The sequence below is a fragment of the Bifidobacterium sp. M3-N-101 genome, assembly GCF_023656805.1.
Classification (GTDB): Bacteria; Actinomycetota; Actinomycetes; order Actinomycetales; family Bifidobacteriaceae; genus Bifidobacterium; species Bifidobacterium breve.
Genome location: NZ_JAMOKQ010000009.1, coordinates 84,795 through 104,833 on the forward strand (window position 1 = coordinate 84,795; position 20,039 = coordinate 104,833).

General features: G+C 58.4%; 17 protein-coding genes. 10 read left to right on the forward strand and 7 right to left on the reverse strand.

The features are described from left to right. Window positions 1-16: 16 nt before the first annotated feature. Window positions 17-631: a cupin domain-containing protein gene (locus NBH12_RS08565; protein WP_003829107.1), complete on the forward strand. Its 615-nt coding sequence runs from the start codon at window positions 17-19 to the stop codon at window positions 629-631. Window positions 632-847: 216 nt separating this feature from the next. On the opposite strand, the gene NBH12_RS08570 is transcribed toward NBH12_RS08565, so the two are convergent. Both NBH12_RS08570 and NBH12_RS08575 read right to left on the reverse strand, forming a co-directional pair. Then, on the reverse strand, window positions 848-1,171 hold the full coding sequence (locus NBH12_RS08570; protein ID WP_003829109.1) for a type II toxin-antitoxin system PemK/MazF family toxin: 324 nt from the start codon (window positions 1,169-1,171) through the stop codon (window positions 848-850). Beyond that, window positions 1,158-1,403: a type II toxin-antitoxin system RelB/DinJ family antitoxin gene (locus NBH12_RS08575; RefSeq protein ID WP_003829112.1), complete on the reverse strand. Its 246-nt coding sequence runs from the start codon at window positions 1,401-1,403 to the stop codon at window positions 1,158-1,160. Before NBH12_RS08575 ends, NBH12_RS08570 begins: the two co-directional genes overlap by 14 nt. 171 nt (window positions 1,404-1,574) lie before the next feature. Here NBH12_RS08575 and NBH12_RS08580 point away from each other — a divergent pair, with 171 nt between their 5' ends. Both NBH12_RS08580 and NBH12_RS08585 read left to right on the forward strand, forming a co-directional pair. Continuing rightward, window positions 1,575-2,831, forward strand: coding sequence for a HipA family kinase (locus NBH12_RS08580; protein WP_019728042.1), 1,257 nt, complete (start codon window positions 1,575-1,577; stop codon window positions 2,829-2,831). Window positions 2,832-3,095: 264 nt separating this feature from the next. Further along, window positions 3,096-3,287: a helix-turn-helix transcriptional regulator gene (locus NBH12_RS08585; RefSeq protein WP_003829118.1), complete on the forward strand. Its 192-nt coding sequence runs from the start codon at window positions 3,096-3,098 to the stop codon at window positions 3,285-3,287. 183 nt (window positions 3,288-3,470) lie between these two features. Here NBH12_RS08585 and NBH12_RS08590 read toward each other — a convergent pair whose 3' ends face one another. Both NBH12_RS08590 and NBH12_RS08595 read right to left on the reverse strand, forming a co-directional pair. Next, window positions 3,471-4,742, reverse strand: a complete 1,272-nt coding sequence (locus NBH12_RS08590) for an MFS transporter (protein WP_003829121.1) — start codon at window positions 4,740-4,742, stop codon at window positions 3,471-3,473. Window positions 4,743-4,898: 156 nt separating this feature from the next. Continuing rightward, window positions 4,899-5,561, reverse strand: coding sequence for a TetR/AcrR family transcriptional regulator (locus NBH12_RS08595; RefSeq protein WP_019728044.1), 663 nt, complete (start codon window positions 5,559-5,561; stop codon window positions 4,899-4,901). 879 nt (window positions 5,562-6,440) lie between these two features. Between NBH12_RS08595 and NBH12_RS08600 the strand changes: the two genes are divergently transcribed. Both NBH12_RS08600 and NBH12_RS08605 read left to right on the forward strand, forming a co-directional pair. After that, on the forward strand, window positions 6,441-8,492 hold the full coding sequence (locus tag NBH12_RS08600) for an MDR family MFS transporter (RefSeq protein WP_019728045.1): 2,052 nt from the start codon (window positions 6,441-6,443) through the stop codon (window positions 8,490-8,492). A 311-nt stretch (window positions 8,493-8,803) separates the two neighbouring features. Beyond that, on the forward strand, window positions 8,804-10,294 hold the full coding sequence (locus NBH12_RS08605; RefSeq protein ID WP_021975354.1) for an MFS transporter: 1,491 nt from the start codon (window positions 8,804-8,806) through the stop codon (window positions 10,292-10,294). A gap of 37 nt (window positions 10,295-10,331) precedes the next feature. On the opposite strand, the gene NBH12_RS08610 is transcribed toward NBH12_RS08605, so the two are convergent. Both NBH12_RS08610 and NBH12_RS08615 read right to left on the reverse strand, forming a co-directional pair. Next, window positions 10,332-12,032 carry a serine/threonine protein kinase gene (locus tag NBH12_RS08610; RefSeq protein WP_069483814.1) on the reverse strand — a complete coding sequence of 567 codons (1,701 nt, stop codon included), beginning with the start codon at window positions 12,030-12,032 and terminating at the stop codon, window positions 10,332-10,334. Window positions 12,033-12,093: 61 nt separating this feature from the next. Beyond that, window positions 12,094-12,534: a helix-turn-helix domain-containing protein gene (locus NBH12_RS08615; RefSeq protein WP_250819362.1), complete on the reverse strand. Its 441-nt coding sequence runs from the start codon at window positions 12,532-12,534 to the stop codon at window positions 12,094-12,096. A 433-nt stretch (window positions 12,535-12,967) separates the two neighbouring features. Between NBH12_RS08615 and NBH12_RS08620 the strand changes: the two genes are divergently transcribed. Further along, a complete protein-coding gene (locus tag NBH12_RS08620) occupies window positions 12,968-14,512 on the forward strand; it encodes a DUF6591 domain-containing protein (protein ID WP_250819363.1) in 1,545 nt (514 codons plus the stop codon). Window positions 14,513-14,884: 372 nt separating this feature from the next. Continuing rightward, window positions 14,885-16,048, forward strand: a complete 1,164-nt coding sequence (locus tag NBH12_RS08625) for an SPFH domain-containing protein (RefSeq protein WP_007052095.1) — start codon at window positions 14,885-14,887, stop codon at window positions 16,046-16,048. Window positions 16,049-16,167: 119 nt separating this feature from the next. On the opposite strand, the gene NBH12_RS08630 is transcribed toward NBH12_RS08625, so the two are convergent. After that, a complete protein-coding gene (locus NBH12_RS08630; RefSeq protein WP_007052097.1) occupies window positions 16,168-16,722 on the reverse strand; it encodes a helix-turn-helix transcriptional regulator in 555 nt (184 codons plus the stop codon). A 155-nt stretch (window positions 16,723-16,877) separates the two neighbouring features. On the opposite strand from NBH12_RS08630, the gene NBH12_RS08635 reads away from it, so the two are divergent. The 3 genes from NBH12_RS08635 to NBH12_RS08645 all read left to right on the forward strand — a co-directional run bounded on the left by NBH12_RS08635 (window position 16,878) and on the right by NBH12_RS08645 (window position 19,737). Further along, entirely contained in the window at window positions 16,878-17,459 is a 582-nt protein-coding gene (locus tag NBH12_RS08635) for a haloacid dehalogenase-like hydrolase (RefSeq protein ID WP_019728051.1), read from the forward strand. Window positions 17,460-17,509: 50 nt separating this feature from the next. Next, window positions 17,510-18,340, forward strand: coding sequence for a histidine phosphatase family protein (locus NBH12_RS08640; protein WP_019728052.1), 831 nt, complete (start codon window positions 17,510-17,512; stop codon window positions 18,338-18,340). 107 nt (window positions 18,341-18,447) lie between these two features. Next, a complete protein-coding gene (locus NBH12_RS08645) occupies window positions 18,448-19,737 on the forward strand; it encodes a uracil-xanthine permease family protein (RefSeq protein ID WP_019728053.1) in 1,290 nt (429 codons plus the stop codon). Window positions 19,738-20,039: the final 302 nt, after the last annotated feature.

Consider the following 20,039-nt stretch of genomic DNA (forward strand, 5'->3'; position numbering starts at 1 on the left):
CGAATAGGAGAACATCATGGCCGATGAGAACGAGCAGCAGACCGCATGCAAGGCAGGACGCGACGAGCAGCATTGCAAGTGCAAGCAGCGTAGGGAAGCCGCCGCGGCAGCCGAGGCGGCTGCCGCCAACGGCGAACACCACTGCGCCTGCAAGCACGAGCACGCCGAGGGCGCGGCCGCGGAGCCGGGCGCGAAGAAGGAGTGCCACTGCAAGCATGGCGAAGTCGCGGCCGCTGAAGCGGGTGAGGCCAAGCACTGCGCCTGCAAGCACGACGCCCACGACGCCGAAGGCCACGCCATTTCGACCGAGCCGCATCTTGGATTCATCGAAGACTTGGCCTCGTTGATCGATATTCAGGAGGAGGCCACTGTCTCCCGTACGGTGCTGCGCGAGGACGGCCTGCGCGCCGTGCTGTTCGGCTTCGACAAGGACCAGGCACTGAGCGAGCACACCGCGGCCATGCCCGTGATCATCCAGGTGCTGGAAGGCAAGCTGCGCGTCGGCGGCGAAGGCCGTGAAGTCGAGCTTACGGCCGGCGGCATCGTCTACCTGAGCGCCCGTCTGCCGCACACCGTCTATGCCGTCGAACCCAGCAAGATGCTGCTGCAGATGTTCGACAACCGCGGTTGATTCGGTGAATGACTGGCAATCACGTATGAGAAGCTGATTGCCGTTAGACCATTCATGATGGCTTCCTTCATATGGTGTTGGTCGTATGACCGTAATATGAAGGAAGCCATTTCTTAGACGTTGGGGAGAGCTTGAATTCGACGCCATCATCATACGGCCTCAAGGGTGCATAAACGATGTCACAAGTAGACGCACGCCCGCCAGCCATCCCAAACGTCACAGCAAACCTAGAACCCGCATGAGCTGACGGCCGATATTCGCCATGGCTGCATCATCAACCACGCCGACTTGGTATCCCAGCAGTTTGCGGTCGACGGTGACGATCTTGTCCGTCATCACGTAACTCACTTTGTTCAGGCCGTTCTCCGGACTTGGTTCCAATCGGACCCGCGTGTCGATGTCGGAGGAATCGTATGAGGTCAGCAGACAAGTGATGACGGAATCGAACCGATCGACGGCATCGCTCTGCACGATGACAACCGGCCGTGGCTTGCTGGCGTAGCCATCGGCCTGCAACGTCCAAATCTCACCTCGTTTCATCGGACATCCTCAAGGCGAGACGACTGGCATACTCAGTAGCGTCCCGCTCGGACGCAAACGGCTCCACGTCATTTCGTGGCAAACGCACCTCATAGGGGAACCCACGGTAATCATTGAACGCGCTGATGAACATACGCAGGGCATCGGCCGGGGTGGTACCCAGCTGTCGGGTCGTCTCCTTAAACAACGCAGCCTGCTCGTCATCAACTCGCGTGGCAATCTGCATGCTCATAGCCACTCCTTATTGCTATTTGCTATCTTTTTGCACCAAATTGTATCAAATACTTGACTTCAGAGTGAAGCCCCCGCGTTCCAAGGCCCTCGTCTATACTGTAGACAGTTGTTCTTCATATGTGAATCGCCCGATATGACTTTGGAGCGGGCTTGATTGGAGGGGCCGGATATGACGAGTTACGTGCTGCGGCTCTATGATGATCCGCTGCTCCGGTTCGATGCGTCGTATGGCGAGGGCCTGCTGGCGGGCAAGATCGAGGCGCATGTCCGCTGGTTCGATGAGTCGAAGCGCGCGTTGCTGCCATTTCCGTTGGCTCCGGAGCCGGATAATGCGAAGCTGACGACGTGGCTGGAGCGGCGCACGATTCCGAAGAATCGTGAGTTCGCCACGCAGGTTCTCGCGCAGGCGGGGTTGAACATTGCGGATACGCTGGGGATCATCGACCTGTGCAAGGGGCTGTCGGTCAACGATTCGTTCTGGGCGGAACGCGACGGTGAGAACCTCAAGTTCGCGGACATCAACCTGTATGACAATCCATTGGACGAGACGCTCGCCATCGTGGCCTACACGGGGTATACGTCGAGCGAGAAGCATGCGATCGGCCTGTCGAGCGAGTGGACGACGGACGGCCAGTTCCCGAAGGCATGGCGGCATACGGAACGTGGGCTGGAACTGTGGAAGGCGGGTTCCGAAGGGTATGCGAACGCCGGTTTGGAACCGTATTCCGAGTATCTCGCCTCGCAGCTGGCGCGCAGGCTCGGTGTGAACGCGGTCGACTACCGCATCGCCCGTTGGAAGGGCAAGCTCGCGTCGGTGTGCGGTTCGATGAACTCAAAGGACGTGTCGTTCGTGCCGTTCTATGCGGCGACGCAGCTGGCGTCGTTCCCGGAGATCCTCGCCGCCGCACGCGCCGTGTCCGAGGAATCGTTCGAGGCGATGCGCACGATGCTAGTGTTCGACGCGCTCATCGTCAATCAGGACCGTCACGCCAACAACCACGGGTTCCTGCGCGACAACCGTACCGGCCGGATTCTGGGTCCGGCGCCGTTGTTCGACCATAACATGTCGCTGTTCAAGAACGACATGCGCGCCGACTGGGAGGGCGGCGCGTGGATTCCGCAGGTACTGTCCGAACGTCAGCCGGCAAATTCTCGTATGACGTTCCGCGACCAGTGCGCGGCCATCATGGGCAGCGCGCAGCATGAGATGTTGCGCAAAACGTTGGACGTCACCTTGGAGAACGACCCGGCTTACCCGCTGGAGCCGGGCCGCATCGAGGCGTTGAACGACTACCTGCACGCGGCCGCACGATCCCTGCTCGAACTGCCGGTGGTCGACGAGTCGAAGCTGTCCGACCAGCTCGATGCGTTGCAGCCGTCAATCGAACACGCTCCTGTCATCCTCAACGAACGACTGTTGCGATAGGCCAAACCGGTCGAGTTCGCCAATAAAAAGGACCTTCCGGGTTGCGCACTGTGAGGAGGCGTGGAAGGCTGCTATTGACTTGAATCCTATTATGCAACCGTGACTGCGTGCCTGTTCATGTTCCAGTCCAGTTGTGTGATGGACAAGTGCGGTATGAAGGCCGTTTCCGAATCAAAGTCCGATTGCTTCGCTCATCGGCGCATATCATATCTGGGACGTCTGGCAGGTCCACACCCACCTCGACGGGTACGGCAAAGCACGCCGATGTCGCCGATCGGCGAGATCGTCAATGGCAGGCGGCGCATCACCACCCCATGGCATGGCGGCTCGGCATGGCGGCTCGGCAAGGCGCTCGACACCACGCCCGAGTTCTGGGCGAACCTTCAGGCCGACCACGATCTGCTGACCTTCGACCCCAGCACCTTGGACGACATCCGCCCGCTCGTGCAGGCCTGACGCCGGGGCGATTGATCCAATGACCACCATCGTCGTATGTGCGATTACAGTGGTCATTTTCATATCTACGGTACGGGGATGACGTGAACGGCCAACATCACCATGATTGATGGCGGCCGTTTGCATATCCGCACATGGCTTTGATGTCTCAGCTGTCCAGAGCGAAGGTGATGGAATCCCGTCCTAGAACCGCCGCGTTACGTGCGCGACTGGCGGCAGCATCGCGGTGGCCAGGGCGAACGTCACCGCCAGGACCGCGCCCGCCGGGTAGACGCTGTACGCCCAGCCGTATGCGATCTGTCCGAGGGGCTGGGCGCACATGCTCGCGGAGAGCGCGAGCGACATCACCTTGCCGGTCATGTTCTCGGGGCAGCCCATCTGGATCGCCGGCACGGCGATGAGGTTCGCGAGGGTGATGGCGATCATGGTTCCGCAGGTGCTCGCCGTGAGCACCGCGAGTCGCATCACTCCACCTGCGGGAATCGTCATGACAAGCGCTTGGGGCAGGATGGTGAGCGAGAAGGCGGCGATCGCCATCGGGAATCGCCGCATGGACAGCGACCTCGCGACCCGTCCACCGACGAGCGCGCCGAGCAGTCCGGATGCTCCCACGAGACCATATGCAAGGCCGTACGCCGTGGAGCCGAACCCCAGTACGGTCCGCACCATGTAGGGGAAGCCGACCTCCGCATACCCCGTCACCAGGAAGTTGAGCGCGGCGCAGATCAACACCAGATGCAGCACATGAGGACGTTCGCGGGTGAGGAAACGTCCGGCCGCGCGCAGGTCGTCGACCGCGGTGACGCGGCCGGCGTCGCCGCGGTCGGGAGCGCCGAGCCGGATGAAACACTCCACGACGGCGGCCGCACCGAACCCCACGATCGTGAGGCCCATCATGGGCATCGCACCAACCGCCGCGTACAGCACGCCGCCGAGCACGGCGGGAACGAGCGTGCTCGTCTGGTTCACTACGTTCACCACGGCCATCGCGCGACGCATCACATCCTCGCCATGGGAGCGGAACATCTGCGGCAGCGCCGCCTGCACCGTAGGCGTCTCCATCGCGTCAAGCACGGCGAGCACCACCTGCATCACGGCTATCGCCGCCAGATTGAAACCGGCGGCCGAAAAGATCGCCACGCAGACGAGCACCGTCACGGCGGAAAGCGCGTCAAGCGCCACCATGACGGTCCGACGGTTCGTACGATCCGCCATCACGCCGCCAAGGGGCGAGAGCAGAATCGTGGGCAGGATGCTCGCAGTAAGAATGGAGGCGAACGCCGCCGCCGAGCCGGTCTTGTCAAGCACCCACATGGACATGGCAAACCGCAGCATAAGGTTGGCGAAGAGCGATATTCCGAGACCCGCGACGAGCAGGCGGAAGTCGCGTGTGCGAAGAGGATCAGCGGCTTGGCTTCTTTGTGGTTGGGTCGTGCATTCGTATGCGTTCGTCATCGTGGATTCCTTTCTTGTGATTGGCCACGGCCATTTATACAAACCGACCGTCGGTCTGTTATGGTGATAACAATACGCCCAAGGAAAAGGGCGCGGAAGCGCTTCGACATCTGTGGCATCAGGATGTGCAAGATGCGGCGCACCCGGGCGCGTCTCCTATGCGGACGCCGTATCCTCTTCCGGCGTCAGGGCCGTGAGCTCTTCGGTCGTCCGCAGGATGAGCGTCTCGTCGAACACTGGCGCGCCGATGGCGTCGAGCATCGTGGCGAGGCAGCGGATGCGGTGTTCCATGCCGGCATGATCGGCGGGGTAGAAGCAGGGCATGAGCCAGTAGTTGCCGAGGAGCGAGAGCAGTTGCGCCGCCTCCTCGGGGTATGCCGTGGGAATGGAGCCGTCCTGCACGCCCATATCGATGAGCGAGCGGAAGGACTCCGGCAGTCTCGTCGACCAGAAGCGCATGTTCGCCGTAAAGAACGCAGGATCCTTGAGCAGCGCCAGCTGGGAACGGACCAGGTCCAGATGATCGGGGGCGTCCACAGCGGAAACGATGAGCGCGCGCAGCTTCTCAAGCGCACTCATGTCCTTGCGCTCGATGAGTTTGTCGAGAAGACGCGCGGTTACGGCCCACTCGTCGGCGTTCAGCCGGTCGAGAATCGCCTCCTTCGATTTGAAGTGGTGGTAGAGCCCGCCCTTGGACAGTCCCAGGTCGTTCAGGATGTCCTGGATGGACGTCTTCTCGTAGCCCTTTTCAGCGAAGAGCCTGCGGGCGGAATCGAGGATTCGTCGTTCGGTGTCTCCGGAATGTATATCGTGCGCCATGCGGATGGCCTGCCTTTCGTTCATGTCCCCGTCAAGCATACAGACCGTCGGTCGGTCTGTCAAATGATCGAGGAAGTCACCCCTGCGATGCGATTGAATATCCGCGGCAAGGCGGGACGAAGAAGACCGGTAAGACGCCGAGTTCAAGTTCAACGTCTCCAAGTAAGTGTTTCTCTGGCTCCCCTCTTCGAGGGGAGCTGTCGCTACAAGCGACTGGGGGAGCGGTACGGATAAGGCCTGAGAAGTCGTCTTCTCAGGCCTTTGTCATGACATTGTTCTGCAAGGACTGGCTGCTGCAGCAGCATAATGTGTGTTCTATTATGAGTCTTCGCCAGACATCATGACGGAAACACGAGACGCAACCCCTAGCTCGCCCCTGATTCATCCCCGGACCGTTATTCAGGCGGAGCGTATGCGTAAGCCCAATCCTCTTGTGAAGATTTTGTGTATTGTCGAGCATGCGTGGGTTTCACCGTCGATTTGAATGATGATAGGCTTCTCGATGCCTGCCGTACGAAGACCCATCAAGGAGATGCCATGAACCTGTATCGCTACGCGATGTTCATCGCACGCGCCTGCCGTGGGTCGTTCGTCGGCAATGTTCTGTTTGCCAATCCACAAATGGCCCTATTCTCGATGCTGGTGTAGCGGGGACACGCCTTATGCCGGGATGTACCGATGGCCCATCCGCAGTCGACGTCGCATGAATCGCTCACCATAGCCATCAACTTACGCAAAGCCGCGAATCGTTTGCCGTATATGAATGCGGAACAGATGGCGGCTTTTCCTTTACGCCCGGACTCATCGGTGTCCCCGCGTCTTGACACAAGCATGGGGCCGGATCGCCCACACATGCCGTTACCAACAGAAGGAAATGCTGTGACCTCACAGAAAACCGCGGAACTCGGGTCCGCCACCAGTTCCGTAAAGCCTATTGATCCGCACACCCGATTCATCGTCGTGGGTGTGATCGTCGTCGGCTCGTTCATCGCGCTGCTCAACCAGACCGTCATGTCACCGGCCTTGCCGGCACTGATGCATGATTTCAATATCACCACCGGCACCGTGCAGTGGGTGACCAGCGTCTACATGCTGGTCTCGGGCATCATGGTGCCGATTTCAGGCTATCTGATTGATAAATTCTCCACCCGAAAGCTCTTCGCCGGAGCTCTTGCCGCTTTCATGGTCGGCACACTGCTGTGTGCCGTCGCGCCGAATTTCATGCTGTTGCTCGTCGGACGCATACTGCAATCCGTCGGCTCCGGCGTGCTGTTGCCATTGGTCGCCGTAGTGCCGATGCTCGTCTATCCGCCGGATAAGCGCGGCACCGCCATGGGCATGGCCGGTATCGTCATGGCCGCCGGCCCGGCTATCGGCCCGGTTGTCGGTGGTCTGGTGATTGACAGTTTCGGATGGCGCCCGATGTTCATTGGCATCGCAGTCGTGGCACTGGTCATCCTTGTCGGAGGCACGATGATGCTCAAGAACGTCAGCGAGTTGAAGAACCCAAAGCTCAACATCCTGTCCGTGATCCTTTCGACCATCGCGTTCGGTGGCCTGCTCTATGGCTTCTCGTCCGCTTCCACGATGGGATGGGCCAGTCCGGTCGTCATTACCTCAATCGTCGTTGGTCTTGTGGCCTTCGTCGCATTCGTATACAAGCAAGTCAAGCTCGATGAGCCATTGTTGCGCGTTGACACCCTTGCCACCCGCAACTTCCGCAACTCCGCGATTCTGGTCACTCTGATCAACGCCGCAGTCGCCGCAACCAACGTGACGTTGCCTATCTTCATCCAGAATGTGCTCGGCCAATCCGCCACCGTCACCGGCATGGTCATGCTGCCCGCCGCGGCGGTCGGCATCATCCTGAGTCCGGTCGCCGGTGCCGCATTCGACAAATTCGGCCCGCGCGGCGTGGGTCTCGGCGGCCTTGCGCTCATGACCATCTCTCTTGGTCTTCTCGGCACCATCAACACCAGGACATCAGTGCTGTTTGTCGCCGTGTTCTGCGCATTGCAGGCATCCGGTCAGGCTATCGCCAACATGCCGATCAACACTTGGGGCGTCAACGCTTTGCCGAACGACATGATCGCCCATGGCAACGCCATCGCCAACACCGGCCGCCAGATCGCGGCAGCCATTGCGACCTCGCTTCTGGTCACCGCAGAAACATCCGTGACCGCCTCGCACATGTCCCAGGGTGTGAAGTCCGCCACGGCCAGCGGCATCGCGTTCTCCTACCTGCTGTGCGCCGCCATCTCGCTGGTCGCCCTGATCATCTGCATCTTCACCGTCACCAGCCGTGCCAAGGAGAAGGCCGCACGCAACGCCAAGGCCTACGAGGCGCAAGCCTCCGCCGAAGTCGCGGCCGAAACCACTGAAGGTCAGCCCGCCGAGCATCACTACGCCGGCGCATACGTGGCCCCCGCCGCCTCCCTATTCAAGCAGGCCCAGGAACAGTCCATCGGCGGGATCATGGACGATCAGCCCTACAGCTGCCTGGACAGCGATGACATCACGCATGTGGTGCGCGAGTTCATCCGCCTCAACGTCTCCAGCCTTCCCGTGGTGAACGGCGATGGCAGGCTCGTCGGCTTCGTCAGCGACGGCGATGTCCTGAAATCGATTGCCACCTATGAATCCCGTACGGTTTCCACCGGCACCGGTTCGACGATGGTGGTGTTCGACGACGAAACCGTGGCCTCCAAGGTGCAGGCGCTCTCCGGCAAGAAGGTGATGGACATCGCCACGCGTAAGGTCGTTGCCGCCACGCCCGACCAGCATGTTGGAGAGGTGGCCCGAATCCTCGCCAAGAAGCAGTTCAAGAAACTGCCGGTGGTGGATGGTGATGGCAGACTCGTCGGTGTGATCCGCCGTAAGTCCGTGATGGAACATGCCTTCGACGCGCTGTTCCCAAAGGATGATCGGTGATTAGGCGCCATCATCGCTGAATAGAATGAATGGACCATGAGGCTTCCCTTCTCGCGGGGGAAGCCTCATTGCTTTGTCCGCGGAGTCTTACGGCACCTGCGCAAGGGCAACGTCACGCCTTCATGATTATACTATCGAATAGTGGTTCCTATCGTTGCATGGTGACGCTAACGCATGGCGTCACGATACTGAAGCCTGCCATCTAACGGCGGGTACGGCTCGTTGCTGGAGTCGTGCACGCATACGCGCGTCGGCGTGCGTATGCCGTGATGTGACCTTTGTAGTGGAATTGAAGAATTGAGAACACTCGTATGTCTTCTAGTAGTACAACAACTGAACCAACTGTGCGCGAAACACCCGAGGTTTCCGGCGATGACAATGCGAATGCGCGCGCAGCGGTCCATAGCGCGAACAAACCCGGTGCCGCCTATGCCGCAGCAGTGGCCAACGGGGAATCCGAGCGTGCGTGGATCCGCCGTGTAGTGCTTCTACTCACCGGCCAGGCGTTCTCGCTGCTGGGCTCCAATATTGTGCAATATGCCATCTGGTGGTGGATCGTATTGCAGACTAAAACCGGTTCGGCCATGCTGCTGGCCACGTTGTTTGGCGTGGTGCCGCAGGCCATCGTCTCGATTTGCGGCGGCTCCTGGGCCGACCGTCACAGTCGCAAGTTGCTGATTATGCTGCCGGATATGGTGATTGCTGTGGTCACCGTCGTGCTGTCGCTGAGCTTCGCGATGGGATGGGCGAGTCTGACCATGATTTTCGTGGTGCTGTTCATTCGTTCGGCGGGAGGCGGGGTGCAGACGCCCGCTGTGCAGTCGTTCATACCGGATGTTGTTCCCTCGGGCAAACTATTGCGCGTCAACTCAATATACGGCGTGATTAATTCGGTGAATATGATTGTGGCACCTGCGGTGGCTGCTGTGCTTATCAACACAGTGCCGCTGTGGTCGATTCTGTTAGTCGATGTGACCACGGCCATTATCGGCGTCGGCTTTGTGGCGTTGATCAAAGCGCCGAAGAAGAGCACGGAACATGTTGCGAGGCGTATGGCTGAAGCGGAGAATAGCGGGCAACCCACACTCGAACCGATGTCGGATGCCAATGCTGATCGTTCGCTGATTGCCAGCGTCCGTCGTGTGTTTGCTGACTTGAAAGATGGTTTCAGCTACACATGGCGCCGGGCGAACCTGCGCAACGTGGTGCTCGGTGACGCCTTGGTGTGCTTCGTGGCCGTGGCGCCGATGAACCTTACGCTGTTGCTCATGACCCGCGAATATGAGGGCATCGATTTGAATCTCGGATTCATCAACCTGACCACCGCCTCCGATAAACTCGCCGCCAACGAGCTGGGATGGAGCATCGGTATGCTGCTCGGCGGCGCGCTGATGTCTACCATCGGTGCCAAGCTCATCCGCAACAACATGCGCGTGGTCGCCTTCGGCATCGCTCTGGTGGGCGTCTCCGTCGTTGGTCTTGGCGTGGTTCACAATCTGCTGGCGTATTTGCTGATTGATGTGGTGAACGGTTTGGCTTCGGCCATCTGCATGGGCCCGATGCGCACCATCATCCAGACCGAGGCCGATGAGAAGATGGTGGGCCGTGTATTCGGCCTTGACACCACCCTGAGCACGCTCGGAATGCCGCTCGGCATGTTGATCTTCGCGCCACTGGCCGACGTGATCCCGATTTCGCTGGTGTTCATCATCGGCGGTGTTCTGACCCTGCCCATCGGCATCTATCTGTTCGGCCAGGCGCGCCGTAACGTCAGTGCGCAGGTGACGCGAACAGCGGCCTGACAGGCACCTGACGGCCACCTGCCAGACGTAAAGTCAACTACCAGATTTGCGCATACAGATCGTAAGACACATACTTCGGCAGATCGTAGACGGTAATCGAGAATGGCGTGGATCGGCCATTGCCCGGCCAATCCACGAATGCGATATCTCCATAGATGATTGCGTTCTGTGCGTTACGCAGTACTAGGGAAATCTTGATTTGCTGTCCATCAGATGGCTTGAATCCATCTGCCACGGCGCGGACCTCGCCATTGAACGTCGTGCCGCCGTCCCTGTTGTCTATTTTGGATGTTCCGCTGATGGGGAAGGTAGCGGTTCCTTGAGCCTCGGTGACGTTGTACGTATCAGGGCTAAGCACAACGAAATCTACGGTGGCCGGGGCCGTGCCCTCGCCCGCTTGGCCGGCGTCATATACAGTCTGATTCGGGAATGCCATATTCAGTGCTTGCGTCTGCGAGAACACGATGGAACCGTCTTTGGCCCGCCCCGTAATGGTAATCTGCGGATACTGCACCTGCTGGGTCGTACTGGTGTTGCGCAGGGCGAAAGCGTAGTGGACATACCCTTGCTGGTCCGCCGACCAGCCGGATTCCACTATTTTCAGAGGATTGTCGGTGACGGTGTCTTGATTGTCTCCATCAGCGCCGTCAGTGCCGACTACTCCGCCCGTGCCATTGGCATTGTCGGTTCCTGACCCGTTCGAGGAGTGCCCGCCATCGGCCTTATCGGTTGATTGGCTGCTGGATTGTGTCGAGGAATCGGGTGATGTTGCCGACCCGATAATGCCAAGTTGGCCTGCCAACACAATGCCTCCCGCAATGGCGGCGATTATCAGTGCCGCTCCGGCAATGGACCACAGCACGATGGCGCGTTTGCTCAAGTGCAGACGCCGGAATAGTCGAGACGCCGACGCGCTGCCGTTCGTTGTTCTCGTTGATGGCGGATTTGCCGATGATGCGTTCGGTATGGGCGGATTGGACTGGGAGAACAGCGCCTGGCGAAACTCTTGGACGCTCTGTGGCCGTTTGCTGGGCTCGAATGCGCACGCATAGCCGATGACGGCGCGTAGTCGAGCCGGTACTGCGGCATCATCGGCAAGTCGCTGCTCGTAGTCGCTGGCATCGGGATATACGCCGGTCAGCATGAATCCGAGTAGCCGGCCCAGCGAGAATACGTCGGAACGCGCGTCGGTTTTGGCAAAGCCATATTGCTCAGGCGAGGCGAATCCGTAGGTGCCAAGCGCCGTGGTATCCCGTGAACGGTTGCTTGCCTCTGACCGGATGCGCGCGATGCCGAAATCGATGAGATGCGCGCCATCCTGGGCCACGATGACGTTGGCCGGCGTGATGTCGCGGTGGATAACGCCGTGCTGGTGAAGCTCCTGCACGGCTTCGCAAATTTGGTCGATAAGCTGCACGGCCACATTCGGTGCAAGCCGCCCGTTTTCCTCCGCAATTTGCGCAAGCGTGCTGCCCGGCACGTAATCGTAGACGATGACGAACCGGTCGGGCAGCTCGTACGTCGCTTCCACACGCGGCAGACGATTACTCTGGCAGGCGCTGAGCGCCGCCCACACATTGCGTTGCGCTAGGGGAGAGGGAATCTTCTTGCGTACGAACGGGCCGTTGCCGTCAATGCTCACCAGTTCGGTGACGCCGGAAGGTCCGCGAGCGAGCGTACGCTCGACATGGTACGCATCGTCGATGCTCATCGCATGCATCGCCTGCTTATCGTCCATGTCTCTCCTTGATGCCCTCTTACTTGCGTCTCACTGGTGAGTGTTGTTGGGCCGAATGTCGTCAATCGGCCGGTAGCAACGTCGCCTCTCCCATACGATACAACTCGTCGCCCGTGGCAATGCGGTCGAATCCATTGCGTATACACCAGATGATAATCGCGTCGCGTCGCTGTTTGCACCACAGTTCGGAAACGCCTGCAAGACGAAGTAGCCGTTGGGTTTCACGTAATGTGCACTTGAGACCAAAAGCCAGCATAATGGCGTGATCTCGGCCGGGGCGGCTTTTGCCGGAGAAAATGTCATAAACCACTGTGGCGTTGAGGCCGGATGCCCGCACCACGTCGGCTCGTCTCAGGTCATGGGCTTCCATACGGTCGAACAGATAGTCGGTCAGCGTGCGTGCGCTGACGAGTCCCTCATCGAGATACTGCTCAATGCTGGCGCTGGCGAGCAGCCGATCCAACAGTTCCTCGGTCAAATGTTCTTCGGGGATGTCTGCCATTGCCCATGCTCCTTGTCGCTGTGTTGCGGGTGCTGTGCTGCGCCAGCGTACGCGGTTGCTCGATTCCCAGCGTACAGGACGCCGACTTTTCGGAAACACGCCGAAAAATTCAGTTGTCAGCTGATGTATGGCCCGCGCGTGTCGCCGACAATGGTCGATGCCATCCGTGTAGGTGCGGTGGCGGAAAGGATGTTCATGCGCGGTATCAAGCATCGACAATAAAGCTAACATGCATACAAAATGCTAATTTGCGTACATAATAACAACGCCATACACTGGTTTCGATGTATCGCAGAGCAAAGCGAGCAATAAGAAGGGACGCAATGATGAGCGAACGATACCGGCTTGCCATGGCAGTCGGATTGACCGTAACGGTTGCCGGGCTTGCCTCTTCTGTGCTGGTAATGCTGCTGCTTAAGGAAAGAAGGGCATCATGACAACGCCATTTGATCAACAACCTCAGCCGGTTCCACCGTCCGAAGGCACGAATGACGCACCGGAAGATCGCGCGAATGCGCCTACCGTGCCGAATACTGTACCGGCTGGCCAACCGAACGTAGCGTCTGATGGTGCTACCACTACTCCGATGACTCCGGCTACGGCATCGCAGCGGCCCGCCGGCGCGCCATTTGATCGTGTATATGCGGTCAGTCCGCAACAGCTGTTCCAAGTTATTCACGACCAGCTGACTACTGGCGCCACGTTTACCTTGGATAACGAAAACACCCAGACCGGAGCGTTTTCCTTCCACTCCTATGATGGGGTGAACTGCACGCTAACCGTAGTCCCGCAGGGTGCGGCAGGGGCCGCCATTCGTCTGGAGGCGACTGGAAACGAAAGCGCCAAGCGCGTTGATGAGTTCCTCGCCGCTCTGGACAAGCGTATTGGTGTGGCTCCTGCACCCGCCACACATGGTGCCGGTGCTGCCACTGGTTTTGCTGGTGCCGCTGCGCCTGCCGTGCTTGCTCCGAATGCACAAGGGGTGAAGAAGACTTCCAAGCTGGCTGTGTTCGCCATTATTTGGGGAGTGTTGTTCGTACTCGCCCAATTTGTGGATGTTTCTGGCCGATCCTGGGGCGGACTGCTGTTCGCCACGGTGATTCCGGCACTGCTCTCAGGCTTCGCCGTATACGTGACCCGCCCGAGTGGCAAGTTGCAAGGCCGAGTGCTGGCCTGGGTGGCAGTCGGTATCACCGTTGTGGGTCTGGTAATCGGTGGCGTGTTCGTAATTCGTGACGGTGCGAAGGCCAAGGCTGATCGGGCGGAATTGGAAGCATCGCTCGCCACCAAGTGCGAAGCATATTCATGGCCGGAGTCGGATATCGCGGCGCTGCTGCCGCAGCCGAAATCCACAAAGGGTGAAATTAAAAGCGAGTCTTCGGACTACTTCTCCATCGAGGTGTGCGATACCGACGCCAAGCAGTATGCCGACTACGTCAAGTCCGTGCAAGACAACGGTTTCACCGTGGACTATAACAAGTCCGCTGACAGTTTCAATGCCAAGAACGCCGATGGATACAGTGTGAGCGTTTCTCGTGACACTGACGACGAAACCATCATGTCCATCACTATCCAGGTTCCGGAGAAGAAGGAAGATACGTCTACGGACGGCGACGCCGCGAAGCAGGATGATAAGAGCACTGATACGGGCGCTGATTCCAGCGATGCCAACAAGCAGAGCGACCAGTCTTCGGATCAGAAGGCGCAGCAGAACACCAATGACAGTGCTGACTTCAAGTCCACGATGGACAGCTACGAGGCCTTTATCGATGAGTATGTTGCCTTCATGAACAAATATCAGAAATCCGATAACGTGGTCAGCATGGCTACCGACTATGCCAGCATGATGAAGCGTTACTCTGAGTTCTCCCAGAAGGTAGACGCCATTGACGAAAACTCCCTCAGCAGTGAGGATTTGGCCTACTACACCGAGGTCATGACTCGATGCACGCAGAAGCTCGCATCGGTGGGCCAGTGATCAGACTGGCGTATCGAGGTAACGGTTTTCCAAGAAAGGGACGATGACGGTATATGGGTATACGCGGCAGACAGTATACGCCAATGGATGAGCCGGCCTTCAACAAGGCCATCCCCGGAACGGAGGCTCTGGCCGGGACACTGAAAGACACTTTTAGCGCATTCCGTAGTGGGCTTGGGATTACCGAACCCGTGGTTTCGGTGAATTGTGAAGGTTGTGGCGCTCCGCTTTCCGGTCATCGCAAAGAAGTCGTTCGATGCGAATACTGCGATCGCGAAACGCAGCTATAGCCAACATGCCAGCATAACGGCCGGTCTTGCGATTGCATAGTCGCAAGACCGGCCATGTGCATTGAGATATCGAGGAAAACAGATGGCAGTTATTAAGGCGTTCGCCGGCGCGCTCGGCGGTACATTCGCGGACCTGTGGCGTGATATCATCACCGCTGGTCCGTTCACGGAACACACCGTCGTTGTGCCGGGCATTCCCCGCGGAAGCAACAACGATCGCGGTTCGAATGAATACGGTTCCGAGGGAATAATCACCAATGGTTCGCGTATCTATGTGCCAGAGAATACTGCGGCGTTCATTTTCTCTGAAACAGGTATCGAAAACGTCATCACCGAGTCGGGCGGTTATGAATATCGCAACGGGGAACAGAGCGTGCTCGCCGGAGACGGCATCGGATCGTTCTTCAACCAGGTCGCCGATCGATTCACCTTCGGAGGTCAGCCTGGCCGCACCAAATATGTGGCCTTCGTCAACCTGCGTGAGATTCGTGGCATCAAATTCGGCACTTCTGCGCCGCTGGTGTATAACGACCGGTTCTATGGCGTCGATTTGGAAATTCGCGCACGCGGATCCATGTCGCTAAAGGTCACTGATCCAGTTCGATTCGTTCGTAACTTTGTGCCTGCCACTACCGTGTCGTATTCATTCGATGATGAAGGGCCACGTAGGCAGATTCTGTCCGAATTCGTACAGTCGTTTATTGTGGCCATCAATTCGTTGTCCAATGAATATCGTATTTCGCAATTGCCCGGCAAGGCGAATGACATCGCAGCATGCGTGCGTGGCGATCGAGCCAATGCCGGTACATGGAATGATCGTTTTGGCTTTGAAGTGTCCAGCGTGGGCATCGAAAGCATCGAGTTCACCGAGCAATCACGTCAGCTCGTGCAGCAGTTCGCCTCGAATAAGATGAATGTTGCCGCATACGAGGGCGTTTCCCAACAAGCTGGCAATATGGCTGCCCAGCAGCGCATTGCGCAAGGTATTCAAGACAACGGCTTTGGCGATGGCGGCATGTTGCTTGGTATGAATATGGCGCAAGCCATCAATCCTATGACTGCCGCCCCGGTTCAAGCGCCGGCACCTGCGCCGGCACCGGAAGCCGCTGCTCCCGCCTCTCACACGGCATCCATGTCTGTGGAAGAACAAGTCGAGGCGATGAAGAAATTGAAGGAATTGGTTGATATCGGCATTCTCTCCCAAGAAGAATTTGATGCAAAAAAGCACGAAATTCTCGGCCTATAAACGGTGCATTCATGCAACTCGAAACAGCTGATAATGAGGGAAACGCTGGTGCGACACGGACAAAATGGTGCTCAGGGCTTCGAACTGGGTTGTTCAATCCGTTTCGATATTTCGGCGACTCAGCGCTTGTTCGGGCCGCCGTCCGGGAACATCAAGTAAGTGATGATGCCGGCGGCGGTTCCACTGGCCAATGCGCCGGTGATGACGGCAAGAGCCTGCATCGCCGTGCTGAGCGTGGGCTTGCCCGTTGCGGCAGTCTTTGAAGCCTTCAATGTGGCGGCACTGGGCTTGCGTTTCTCGGTGGCGGCGTTGTCGGCAACGTTGCCACCGTCCGTATTGACTGGGGCATTGTCGGCAACGGCCTCGCCGTCCTGCTCTTGAGCGCGCCGTTCGCGAATGCGTTGCTCAATGGGATCGTCGACCAAAGTCTTGATGATGCGTGCCAGATCGCGGTCTTCACGACGTGCGATTTCGGCGCTGAACACCGTACGTAAAGCGAGATACTGCAGTTTGGTCATCGGGCTTTTGCCGGTCTCCAAGTTAGACACCGTCTGTCGCGCGACTCCCAGCTCGTCGGCCAGTTGCTGAGTCGTCCATCCGGCTACCTTGCGAATCGGACCCAGGTTCTCCTGAAACTTATCAATCCACCATTGTTCGATTTCAGACGCCGCCATTACGCACCTCCTTCCACGCTGTCACCAGTGTACGTTACCTGTACCGAAATCAATCCAAAAAACAGTGTTCATGTGAAATTCACTGCGTATTTGCGCTTTCGCCGGCTTACCGAGATTAGCCTTAAACAAGGAATAACAGAGTAGAAGCAGAAGGTATGCGCGTATTCGATTTCGACGGAACCATCTATGATGGCGAAAGCCTGTTCGACTTGTACCTGTATTCCGCCCGGCACGACCCGAAAGTGTTCCGCTACATCGCCCCCGTGCTGCGGTACGCAGTCAAATACAAGCTTGGCCGGGCCACGCTTGAACAAATGGAATACGGCGTGGGCAAGATGACCGAAGGCTATCTCACGGAACTGAGCCGATCCAAACGGGTGGCGAGCGTCGAACAGCTCGTGGACGACTTCTGGGACCGATATTACGCACGTATCAAGCCTTGGTACCAGCCTGAGTCGGACGATGTGATCCTCACCGCATCCTTCGATCTGACGGTGGGGGAGGCCTGCCGCAGACTCGGCGTGAGGAATCTCGTGGCCAGCGAGGTGGATGTGGGGACGATGAAGGTCACGTACCTCAACTTCAGCACCAACAAGGCCAAACGGTTCCGCGAACTGTACGGTCCGGACGTCGTCATCGACGAGTTCTACACCGACTCCAAATTCGATCAGCCGATGATCGACATGGCCCGGCACGCGTTCATGGTCAAGGGGAACACCATCACGCAAATCAAGTAGGAAACAACAGAAAACAACACAACGTAACCAATAACGAAAGGGGAACATATATGAGCATGCCGCTCGATCTATACGTAATCCGGCATGGCGAATCCGAAGCGAACGTCATCGTCCAGGCGGGCGAGCAGGGCGACAATTCCCTGTACACGCAGGACAACGTCACTGTGCCCGATCGCTCCTGGAGACTCACCGCCACCGGGCGCAAGCAGGCCGACTGCATCGGTCGCTGGCTGGTCAGCCAGCAGCAGCTGTTCGACCGCTACATGGTCTCGCCATACGTGCGCACCCGCGAAACCGCAGCCACCATGGCCCTGCCCAAGGCCAAATGGGAGGAGAACCGTGTGCTGCGTGAACGTTCTTGGGGTGAGATCAACACCATCACCAAGGACGAATTCAAAAACAACTACGCGCGCAACTGGAACTTCAAGAACACCGATCCGCTGTACTGGCGTCCGCCGGCAGGCGAGTCGATTGCCGATGTGGCCGAGGACCGTGTGCACAACATCCTGACCTCGCTGAGCCGCAAATCCGATTCGGAATCCGTGGTCATGGTCACCCACGGCGACTTCATGCTCGCCCTGATGCTCACCATCGAGGATCTGGCCGACGAGGAATTCCTGCATCGCGCCGACTCGGACGACTGGAAGATCACCAACTGCACGTGCCTGCATTACACGCGCCGAGACCCCGAAACCGGTCGCACGTCCAAGCGTGTGCGTTGGGAGCAGACCGCCCGGCCCGTGCTTGACGAGGCGAGCGGACGCTGGGAGGTCAAAGTGGAGCCGTGGCGCGAATTCAAGCGCCCGTACCTGTCCAACGGCGATCTGGTCGATGTGGTGCAGGCCGTCGACCCGCACCTGCTGGAGTATTACGGCAAATAGCTTGCGCAAAGTGCGTCTTCGCAAAATCTCTATGAGATACAATGGCGCACAGCGCGGTCGGATGTGTGTGTATGCCGTGCCTGACGCCGAGAGCGAGGAGAGTAGTAATGTCCAATATCTTCCAGTGGCAATTGCATGGCGACGGCAAGACGTTGCAGCCCGGCGAGGTGGTCGAGCCTGATGAACGTCTGACTTGGACGCGTACCGCCGGCATCGGCGCGCAGCACGTCATCGCCATGTTCGGCGCCACCTTCCTGGTGCCGATTCTCACGGGCTTTGATCCGTCCGCCACCCTGTTCTTTACCGCCATGTCCACCGCACTGTTCTTGCTCATCAACAAGAACGTGCTGCCAAGCTATTTGGGCTCGTCCTTCGGCTTCATCGCCCCGATCACCGCAGTCACCACCGCCAACAAGGGCATCGCGGTCGCCAGCTTCGGCATCATGTGCACCGGTATCCTGCTGGCTTTGGTCGGTGTGCTCGTGCATTACGCCGGTGCCAAGTGGATCGACATCATCATGCCGCCGGTGGTCAACGGTGCGATCGTGGCCATTATCGGCTTCAATCTGGCGCCCTCCGTATGGACCAATTTCAAGGCCGCGCCTGATACCGCAGTCGTGACTTTGCTGGCCGTGCTGCTTATCGCCGTGCTGTTCAAGGGACTGCTTGGTCGACTCAATATTCTGGTCGGCGTGATCATCGGCTACGTTTATGCCTGCTTCCGCGGCCAGGTCGACTTCTCCGCCATTAATGACGCCGCATGGATCGGCTTCCCGAAGTTCCACCTGCCGCAGGCCGACTTCTCCATCCTGCCTATGTTCCTGCCCGTCGTGCTCGTGCTTGTGGCCGAGAATGTCGGCCACGTCAAGTCCGTGGCCCAGATGACCGGCCGTGACTACGACAACCAGATCGGCACCGCCCTGATGGCCGACGGTCTTGGCACCATGCTCGCCGGCTTCGGCGGCGGCTCCGGCACCACTACCTACGGCGAGAACATCGGCGTTATGGCCGCCACCAAGGTCTACTCCACCGCCGCCTACTGGTGCGCTGCCGCCTTCGCCCTGATTCTGAGCCTGTGCCCGAAGTTCGGCGCCGTGATCAACACGATTCCCGCCGGCGTGCTCGGTGGTGTGACCACACTGCTCTACGGCATGATCGGCATGATTGGTATTCGCATCTGGGTGGAGAACAAGGTCAACTTCGACAAGCCGATTAACATCATGGTCGCTGCCATTACTATGATCATCGCCATCGGCCAGTTCGCATTCACCATCGGCGGCACGTCGTTCAACGGCATTGCCATCGGTACGATTGTGATTCTTGTGGCCTACCACGGCCTCAAGGCCATCGGCAAGGCCACCGGCACCATCGCCAAGGACGATCCGGACGTGCTGTAGTTGCCCGATCGACCGTCTTATCTTCATCAGCGACAGAAATTCAGGAAAAGAGTGGCTTCGTCCTGAATTTCTGTCGCTGAGTCATAGTGAGCGACAGAATTTTAGGAAATCCCCCCATGCTCCTGAATTTCTGTCACTGAGGGTGTCTCAACGACAGGATTTTAGGATGAGTGGGGTTATTTCCTGATTTCCTGACGCTAAAGAAGACATATGACGCGGGCTAAAAAGTGATTCATGAAACGTTGAAAGCAAGATGTGCGAGTAGCGTCGTGAAATAGCAAGATCTGTGGTATTCACAAGCA

Excerpts from the sequence above, each read along its gene's own strand:
- NBH12_RS08565 (WP_003829107.1), top strand. The coding sequence starts at position 17 with ATGGCCGATGAGAACGAGCAGCAGACCGCATGCAAGGCAGGACGCGAC.
- NBH12_RS08570 (WP_003829109.1), bottom strand. The coding sequence starts at position 1,171 with ATGAAACGAGGTGAGATTTGGACGTTGCAGGCCGATGGCTACGCCAGC.
- NBH12_RS08575 (WP_003829112.1), bottom strand. The coding sequence starts at position 1,403 with ATGAGCATGCAGATTGCCACGCGAGTTGATGACGAGCAGGCTGCGTTG.
- NBH12_RS08580 (WP_019728042.1), top strand. The coding sequence starts at position 1,575 with ATGACGAGTTACGTGCTGCGGCTCTATGATGATCCGCTGCTCCGGTTC.
- NBH12_RS08585 (WP_003829118.1), top strand. The coding sequence starts at position 3,096 with ATGTCGCCGATCGGCGAGATCGTCAATGGCAGGCGGCGCATCACCACC.
- NBH12_RS08590 (WP_003829121.1), bottom strand. The coding sequence starts at position 4,742 with ATGACGAACGCATACGAATGCACGACCCAACCACAAAGAAGCCAAGCC.
- NBH12_RS08595 (WP_019728044.1), bottom strand. The coding sequence starts at position 5,561 with ATGGCGCACGATATACATTCCGGAGACACCGAACGACGAATCCTCGAT.
- NBH12_RS08605 (WP_021975354.1), top strand. The coding sequence starts at position 8,804 with ATGTCTTCTAGTAGTACAACAACTGAACCAACTGTGCGCGAAACACCC.
- NBH12_RS08610 (WP_069483814.1), bottom strand. The coding sequence starts at position 12,032 with ATGGACGATAAGCAGGCGATGCATGCGATGAGCATCGACGATGCGTAC.
- NBH12_RS08615 (WP_250819362.1), bottom strand. The coding sequence starts at position 12,534 with ATGGCAGACATCCCCGAAGAACATTTGACCGAGGAACTGTTGGATCGG.
- NBH12_RS08620 (WP_250819363.1), top strand. The coding sequence starts at position 12,968 with ATGACAACGCCATTTGATCAACAACCTCAGCCGGTTCCACCGTCCGAA.
- NBH12_RS08625 (WP_007052095.1), top strand. The coding sequence starts at position 14,885 with ATGGCAGTTATTAAGGCGTTCGCCGGCGCGCTCGGCGGTACATTCGCG.
- NBH12_RS08630 (WP_007052097.1), bottom strand. The coding sequence starts at position 16,722 with ATGGCGGCGTCTGAAATCGAACAATGGTGGATTGATAAGTTTCAGGAG.
- NBH12_RS08635 (WP_019728051.1), top strand. The coding sequence starts at position 16,878 with ATGCGCGTATTCGATTTCGACGGAACCATCTATGATGGCGAAAGCCTG.
- NBH12_RS08640 (WP_019728052.1), top strand. The coding sequence starts at position 17,510 with ATGAGCATGCCGCTCGATCTATACGTAATCCGGCATGGCGAATCCGAA.
- NBH12_RS08645 (WP_019728053.1), top strand. The coding sequence starts at position 18,448 with ATGTCCAATATCTTCCAGTGGCAATTGCATGGCGACGGCAAGACGTTG.